The sequence below is a fragment of the Flavobacterium fluvii genome (genome assembly GCF_900129545.1).
Lineage (GTDB): Bacteria > Bacteroidota > Bacteroidia > Flavobacteriales > Flavobacteriaceae > Flavobacterium > Flavobacterium fluvii.
On record NZ_FQWB01000025.1, the window covers coordinates 1 to 1,512 of the forward strand.

The window sequence follows — 1,512 nt, forward strand, 5'->3', positions numbered from 1 at the left end:
TGTACGTCTTCAAACTAATTTGGACTTTTACTAAGAGAGTGTTCTGTTAATTAATTCAAAGATAAATGTTTTTCTTTGTTAGTTGAATTTTTAAATTTTTGATACTCTTTTCTGCGGTTTAAAATCGATATTTTCTTCAGTCGTTCCCTTTCTTTTAAAATTTGGTCACCTCTTCCGTAATATACATCAGCAGGTGTTAAGTTGTTTAATGATTCATGATATCTTTCATTGTTATATCGATAAACAAACTTTTCTAGGGCATTTTCCAATTCTTCTGGAGCAAAATAATTATCGAGTTTCACAACATTTTTCATGGTTCGATGGTATCTTTCAATTTTCCCTTGTGTTTGGGGATGATTTGGTCTTCCGTGAACCTGTTCCATTTGATAATTATCTTTTAAATATGATTTTAATTCCGTTGCAATGTAACAGGAGCCATTGTCGGATAAAAGCCTTGGCTTTTGTTTGGTAACTAATTTTGCCTTTATTATTGCTTTGTCAACGGTTCTTTTCACATCATCAGCTTTCATGTTCACACAAAGCTCCCAGTGCACAATATATCGGCTGTAATCGTCCAAAACCGTACTCAGGTAATACCAACCCCATCCCAATATTTTAAAGTACGTAAAATCAGTTTGCCACATTTGATGAACAAATCCAGTTTTATCTGTAAATTCATCAGCTGCGCTCAGGAAAATATGGGCTGGAGCTGTTATTAATCCCCTTGACTTTAAAATTCGGTATACACTCGATTCAGAGATAAATACCTGTTGCTCATCTGTAATTTTATAAGCCAATTCTCTTGATGATAAATCAGGGTAATCGAGGGCTAATTTAACAACCAGGTTCTTTTGTTCTTGAGGAATACTGTTCCATTGTCGGTTGGAACATCTTTTGCTTGGTAATAAACCTTCAACTCCTTTTTCACTGTAGGCATGATACCAATTGTAAAAGGTGCTTTTATTGAGTCCAATCTCTCTGAGCGTTCGGTTCACCCCAATTTCGGAACGAACCACCATATGGATGATTTCTTGTTTTTCGGAAACTGTAAGACGCATATACTTCTTGTATTTTAAAGTTATTCCAGAATGGACAAGCTTTTTTTTACAATATCATATCGCAATACCAAATCGGCAACCATCTCTTTTAATCGCTGGTTTTCTTTTCTGAGTTCTGCTACTTCATCACTGGTGGCTTCTCTTGTGGTATCACCCGATAATCGCTTCTTGCCTGCTTCCAAAAACTCTTTGTTCCATTTATAAAACTGGGATTCATTGATGGAATACTTTCGACATAATTCTGCAATAGACATCTCTGCCCGTAATGCTTCCATAACGATTTGGATTTTCTGTTCCGAACTAAATATTCGTCTGGATTTTCTACGAATCTCTTTGATGTAGTTTTCGGCTGTTTGTTTTCTTGGTGTTTTCATACTTATTTCAAATTTAAGGATTTTGAAAACACTCTCTTATTTTTTGTCTAAATCAGTCCACTTTTTGCTGACGATTTACA

1 protein-coding gene is annotated in these 1,512 nt (G+C 35.1%); it reads right to left on the minus strand.

Translation table 11 applies throughout. The features are described 5' to 3' along the window. Positions 1–50: 50 nt before the first annotated feature. Positions 51–1,432 (minus strand): IS3 family transposase gene (locus tag BUC16_RS17415; RefSeq protein WP_396181399.1). Its coding sequence is split into 2 segments (ribosomal slippage): positions 51–1,094 and positions 1,097–1,432, totalling 1,380 coding nucleotides; the frame shifts between segments, so codons are not numbered across the junction. Positions 1,433–1,512: the final 80 nt, after the last annotated feature.